Origin of the sequence: Klebsiella sp. HMSC16A12, assembly GCF_001808265.1 — a bacterium.
Classification (GTDB): domain Bacteria; phylum Pseudomonadota; class Gammaproteobacteria; order Enterobacterales; family Enterobacteriaceae; genus Klebsiella; species Klebsiella pneumoniae.
Genome location: NZ_KV792571.1, coordinates 1 through 4,713 on the forward strand (window position 1 = coordinate 1; position 4,713 = coordinate 4,713).

Genomic DNA, 4,713 nt, shown 5'->3' on the forward strand with positions numbered 1-4,713 from the left:
TACCCGAAATCTGATTTATTCAACAAAGCCCGCTAACACCTAAAAATCATATTGAGACACATAAAGGAAAATAAAATGGCTGGTAATAAAATTTCAGATTTTACGGAAGAAGAATTTACTGCTTTTGTTAGTAAAATAATCGCTGCTGATTTTCAAACTGACAAAGAGAACGATGATGCTATTTATTCGTTCGCCCAACTAACAGAGCATCCTGCTGGTTGGAACCTCATCTTCAAGCCTAAGGTAGGCGAAGATTCTTCGGCGAAAGGAATTGTTAAAACCGTAAAGGAATGGCGAGCTGCTAACGGTAAGCCAGGTTTTAAAAAATCGTGATTGAATGTGCGGGTTCAGGTGATGAATCCGCACATTTTTAACTCTGGATTTGAAGAATAATTACTAGATATCCATTATTTTTTCCTGTCTCCAAACTGACCCCATGATGGATGGTTTATGGCTCTGTCCACGATACCGGCGACGGACCCGTCTGCTACTGGTTTCGGCATACCACAAAATCCTGACGCCTCCGCATGGCGTCGTTGTCCAACCCCGGGAACGGGGAAAAGCCAGTTTCCCCCGCTCCCGGCGTTTCTTAAACACCCGTTAAGGAAATACTGTGAAAAAAATGAACCGTACGCTCCGCAGATGTTGTCTGTCCGGGCTTATCAGCCTGTCTTTGTTTGCACCTTTTCCGGTTGTGTATGCCGACAGCATCGAGACGGGATATTCGCCGGAAGGAACGGCTCTGCAGCTGGTCCTGAAGACTATTAATTCTGCACAGCAGGAAATCCGGCTGATGGGCTATTCCTTTACCTCACCCGAAGTCGCCGGCGCGCTTGTCAGGGCAAAGCGGCGTGGCGTCGATGTGAAAGTGGTTCTGGACTGGAAAGCCAATACCGGCAAGCAAAACCAGGCGAGTCTGGCGGCCATGAATCTTCTGGTCAATGCCGGCATCCCGGTTCGCACAGTGTCGCAGTACAAAATTATGCATGACAAAGTCATCATTGCTGATGGCCGCAATATTGAAGTCGGGTCTTTTAACTACACCCGCTCCGCCGATCGGGTCAATTCAGAGAACGTGCTAGTCGTGTGGGATGTTCCAGTCGTTGCTCAACGCTATCTGCAGCACTGGTCGACCCGCTGGTCGCAGGGAACGGACTGGAAACGGGCTTATTAACGCACCTCAGCCATAAAACGAGCATCAATACGGTTCACTTACGTCCATGCTAAAGCGCCTGAACCACCCGTCGCTCGTATCTTACCTCTTAAGTCTTGCCCCTGAAGGTACTCATTTTTAGTTCAGGATGGGGCTACTCTCCATCTCTCTTACAAGAGGACATGGGCATCTCATTTAGTTGAAATTTGTACGCCAATACAAATGACAATCTTAGAAAGGATCTCTTGCAAATTGAAAGTAAGTTATTGATTTGCAGGATCTGAGAGTTCTGTAGTATCCTCCGTTCCGAAGACATTTCTGAGGTGTCAGGAGAGCGATAAATGTCACGTCCAGCAGATAAAACAACTTCCTCTGCGAATGCAAAACGTGCATACCGGAAAGGTAAGCCAATGTCTGCCAGTGAGAGACAGCTTGCCGCGATTGCGCGGAAACGCGAAACGCATAAAGAAGTTAAGGTTTTTGTTAAAAACCCACTAAAGGACGTGATGATAGCGGTTTGTGAAGAAGAAGGTCTGACACAAGCCCAGTTTATCGAGAGGCTCCTTGAGCGAGAGCTTACAGAACGCGGTCTTTTAGATGTAAAGACTTCACATTCTTGATCATGTTTATATTGAGTGCTAGATTGTTGATGGTCTGAATAATTTTGGGTGTGCCACGCCGTAAGGTGGCAGGGAACTGGTTCTGATGAGGTATCTACCCGGGACCAGAAAAGCAAAAACCCCGATAATCTTCTTCAATCTTGGCGGAACGAAAAGATTAACGGGGCCTTCATAAACTGCATAGAACGTGTTGCTCTATGCAGGGAGTATATGTACATGCTCAGAAAACTTCAAGATCAGTTTCTGTGTCATTCGCTCCTTCCGTGCAACATAAGCGCAGGAAGCGGTGACTGATATCCTTCAAAACCACTATTCACAAGTTAAAAACCCGAACCCGGTTTTCACGCCGCGAGAAGGGAAAAAGACCCTGCCGTTCTGCCGTAAGCTGATGGCGAAAGCCGAAGGCTTCACGTCCCGTTTTGATTTTTCCATTCATGTGGCGTTTTTGCGTTCGCTGGGTAAGCGGCACAGGATGCCACCACTGTTGCGCCGGCGTGCAATTGACGCGCTACTGCAGGCAATGTGTTTTCACTATGATCCACTGGCCAATCGCGTGCAGCGCTCGATTACCAATATGGCCATCGAGTGTGGACTGGCCACCGAGTCCAGGAGCGGCAACCTGTCAGTCAGCCGTGCCACCCGGGCGCTGAAGTTTCTGGCGGAGCTGGGGCTCATCACCTATCAGACGGAATATGACCCGCAGATCGGCTGTAACATCCCGACCGATATCACCTTCACCCCGGCTCTGTTTTCCGCGCTTGACGTTTCTGAGGTGGCTGTGGTGGCCGCGCGCCGCAGCCGTGTGGAGTGGGAAAACCTGCAGCGCAAAAAGCAGAAACTGAAACCGCTGGAGATGGACGAGCTGATCGCAAAAGCGTGGCGGTTCGTGCGTGAGCGTTTTCGCAGCTATCAGGCTGAGCGTAAATCTCACGGGCGGAAGCGGGATACTGCACGGCGGGATGCATCACGGCAGCGTCATGACATCGAGACGCGCGTGCGTCAGCAACTGACCCGCGAATACGCCACCGGCCGCTTCAGGGGCGATAAAGAAGCGCTGAAGCGTGAGGTTGAGCGCCGTGTGCAGGAGCGCATGCTGCTGTCGCGCGGGAACAACTACACGCGACTGGCCACTGTGCCCATATAACATTACCTTCCTTAAAAAATCCGGCCGGCGCCGGAGGCTTTCGCTCGCCTGTTGCCCGGCTACTACGTATTATCTTATCTTCAGGCCTGCATTCCTCACCATAATTCCGGTCTTCCTGGCGTCAACGTGGCCTTAAATGTTATCGCCGGCGTCACTTCTGACGGCCGATTTCTGTTATCCACATATAACTGCAAGGGAGTATTTCATTAGGCTACAACCGTGATACGCACAAAGCACATGCCGTCGGACTTTCAAGGCGCGTGGTTCCTTTTAAACACCAGCTCTGTACCTCTTTTAAAGATCCTTTAATAAATCCTGTAAACACATAACCTGTTCATCGCCTGCCCTGTGGACAGGCTCCTGAGAATGGCCGCCCTTGCAGCGACCTGACGGTCGCGCCGGTTCGGTAACACCAGTGAGAGCTCCCATCGCTTCGCGACGGGCCCCGGCCGGAGAATTAAATTAGTTACAGCATTCAAAAGGAAATCCATCATAAAACCGGCGCCGGTTTGCCAGCCAGGTGCCCCTCCCCACCACTGAAAAGCGCCGCCGCCCCCGGCCGAAGGCCGGGAGTAGTGTCGCTTTTAATGATGGGTGTTGTAACTATTCTTCTTCATCGCTGTGGGTGGAGCTGTGGTCAGTTGTTTAGTACACGCTCGTAAGCGGCCCTCCGGCCCGCTAACGCGGAGATACGCCCCGACTGCGGCTGTCGCCTTGTCGGGTCCACTCCGACCGCGTACAGACGCTCCTGAGACGTTTTAACCGGGTATGGCTTATCAGGGTGGGGAGGGGGATTGGCAGAACCTATCAAACCGTTGCCGGCTGCGCCGGGCGACGGCGCCATTTTCCCGCAGTATCCCATTCAACTTCAGCTGGCGCCTTTAGGGATCAGTTTGGATATAGAGAATTATTGTACGGTACGTCTGCTTTTTGAACAGGCTTACATATAGCAATGGGGTGTACTCCCGCGCGATATGCCATTTTACGTTTATTTTTTCTAATCGGACAATCGAGCCACAACAAAACCCCTTATCCTAGCAGGATAAATATCAGTTATTCACCTCATATCTCTATCCGTTTCTCTGCTAATATCAGGCTTTAAAAAATAACGAAGGGCTCTTTGTATGACAGATACCGCAGCAAATGAGATAGAACGACACTTACCCTTAATCTTTGAAAATGAAGCCAATGGGATTCTTCAGGATCTGATCGGTACTCCCACTCTGATGGGGATGATGATGTTTGCGACCGAGGAAGAAGTAATGGCCGCTCGTAACTACATCATTGGCGTATTTGAAGAGTGTTACCGTGTCGGACATTTACGCATCATGGGGGCCGCTGATGAAGGAACCTTGTTTGGGTATTCCTTAATTTTTGGGCATCCATCGGCAAACTATTCGTTGTACTGCCATAAAATTTATGTGTATGAGCAATATCGTGGTAATGGAATTGGTAGCCAGATGCTGACCGGAATTCTTAGCCTTCCAAATGAAGTTGGCCTGGTTTGCTCGCCTGATCTGATTCCGTTTTACGAATCTGCCGGTATGCACTTTAAAGGAAATTTCACTACACCATCAGACGCGGGTTTCACGAAAACTCGCGGTATGTATGAAGGTCTTTGCGTAATGAGCACTGATAATAGTGGCGAGACTAATGGCTTGCCCATCTTCATGCTGAACGATAGCGACATTGATAACATCATACAGGCCATAGTATCAGCCAAAAACTGATCCCCTTTATGCCGCTGAAGCGGCATAAAGAAGCTTTGGTAATGACTCCAACTTACTGATAGTGTT

6 protein-coding genes and 1 pseudogene are annotated in these 4,713 nt (G+C 49.7%); all 7 read left to right on the top strand.

Going from position 1 to position 4,713, the window contains the following annotated elements; genetic code table 11:
- Positions 1-75 precede the first annotated feature (75 nt).
- A complete protein-coding gene (locus HMPREF3140_RS08190; protein WP_023317515.1) occupies positions 76-333 on the top strand; it encodes a bacteriocin immunity protein in 258 nt (85 codons plus the stop codon).
- 105 nt (positions 334-438) lie between these two features.
- Positions 439-518: pseudogene (locus HMPREF3140_RS29235) on the top strand (hypothetical protein); the annotation flags it as partial.
- 104 nt (positions 519-622) lie between these two features.
- On the top strand, positions 623-1,174 hold the full coding sequence (locus tag HMPREF3140_RS08195; RefSeq protein WP_013213996.1) for a phospholipase D family nuclease: 552 nt from the start codon (positions 623-625) through the stop codon (positions 1,172-1,174).
- A gap of 320 nt (positions 1,175-1,494) precedes the next feature.
- A complete protein-coding gene (locus HMPREF3140_RS08200) occupies positions 1,495-1,773 on the top strand; it encodes a replication regulatory protein RepA (protein ID WP_004099069.1) in 279 nt (92 codons plus the stop codon).
- A gap of 216 nt (positions 1,774-1,989) precedes the next feature.
- Positions 1,990-2,067: a RepA leader peptide Tap gene (gene tap / locus HMPREF3140_RS27075; protein ID WP_004171457.1), complete on the top strand. Its 78-nt coding sequence runs from the start codon at positions 1,990-1,992 to the stop codon at positions 2,065-2,067.
- Positions 2,060-2,917 (top strand): incFII family plasmid replication initiator RepA, encoded by an 858-nt coding sequence (gene repA / locus HMPREF3140_RS08205; protein WP_013023768.1) that lies wholly within the window; start codon positions 2,060-2,062, stop codon positions 2,915-2,917. The genes tap and repA overlap by 8 nt, the downstream gene beginning before the upstream one ends.
- A 1,124-nt stretch (positions 2,918-4,041) precedes the next feature.
- On the top strand, positions 4,042-4,647 hold the full coding sequence (locus tag HMPREF3140_RS08220; RefSeq protein WP_016946335.1) for a GNAT family N-acetyltransferase: 606 nt from the start codon (positions 4,042-4,044) through the stop codon (positions 4,645-4,647).
- Positions 4,648-4,713 lie beyond the last annotated feature (66 nt).

What these genes read in the sequence shown, in the direction of transcription:
- HMPREF3140_RS08220 (WP_016946335.1), top strand. Translation starts at nt 4,042, where the DNA reads ATGACAGATACCGCAGCAAATGAGATAGAACGACACTTACCCTTAATC.
- HMPREF3140_RS08195 (WP_013213996.1), top strand. Translation starts at nt 623, where the DNA reads ATGAACCGTACGCTCCGCAGATGTTGTCTGTCCGGGCTTATCAGCCTG.
- tap (WP_004171457.1), top strand. Translation starts at nt 1,990, where the DNA reads ATGCTCAGAAAACTTCAAGATCAGTTTCTGTGTCATTCGCTCCTTCCG.
- HMPREF3140_RS08200 (WP_004099069.1), top strand. Translation starts at nt 1,495, where the DNA reads ATGTCACGTCCAGCAGATAAAACAACTTCCTCTGCGAATGCAAAACGT.
- HMPREF3140_RS08190 (WP_023317515.1), top strand. Translation starts at nt 76, where the DNA reads ATGGCTGGTAATAAAATTTCAGATTTTACGGAAGAAGAATTTACTGCT.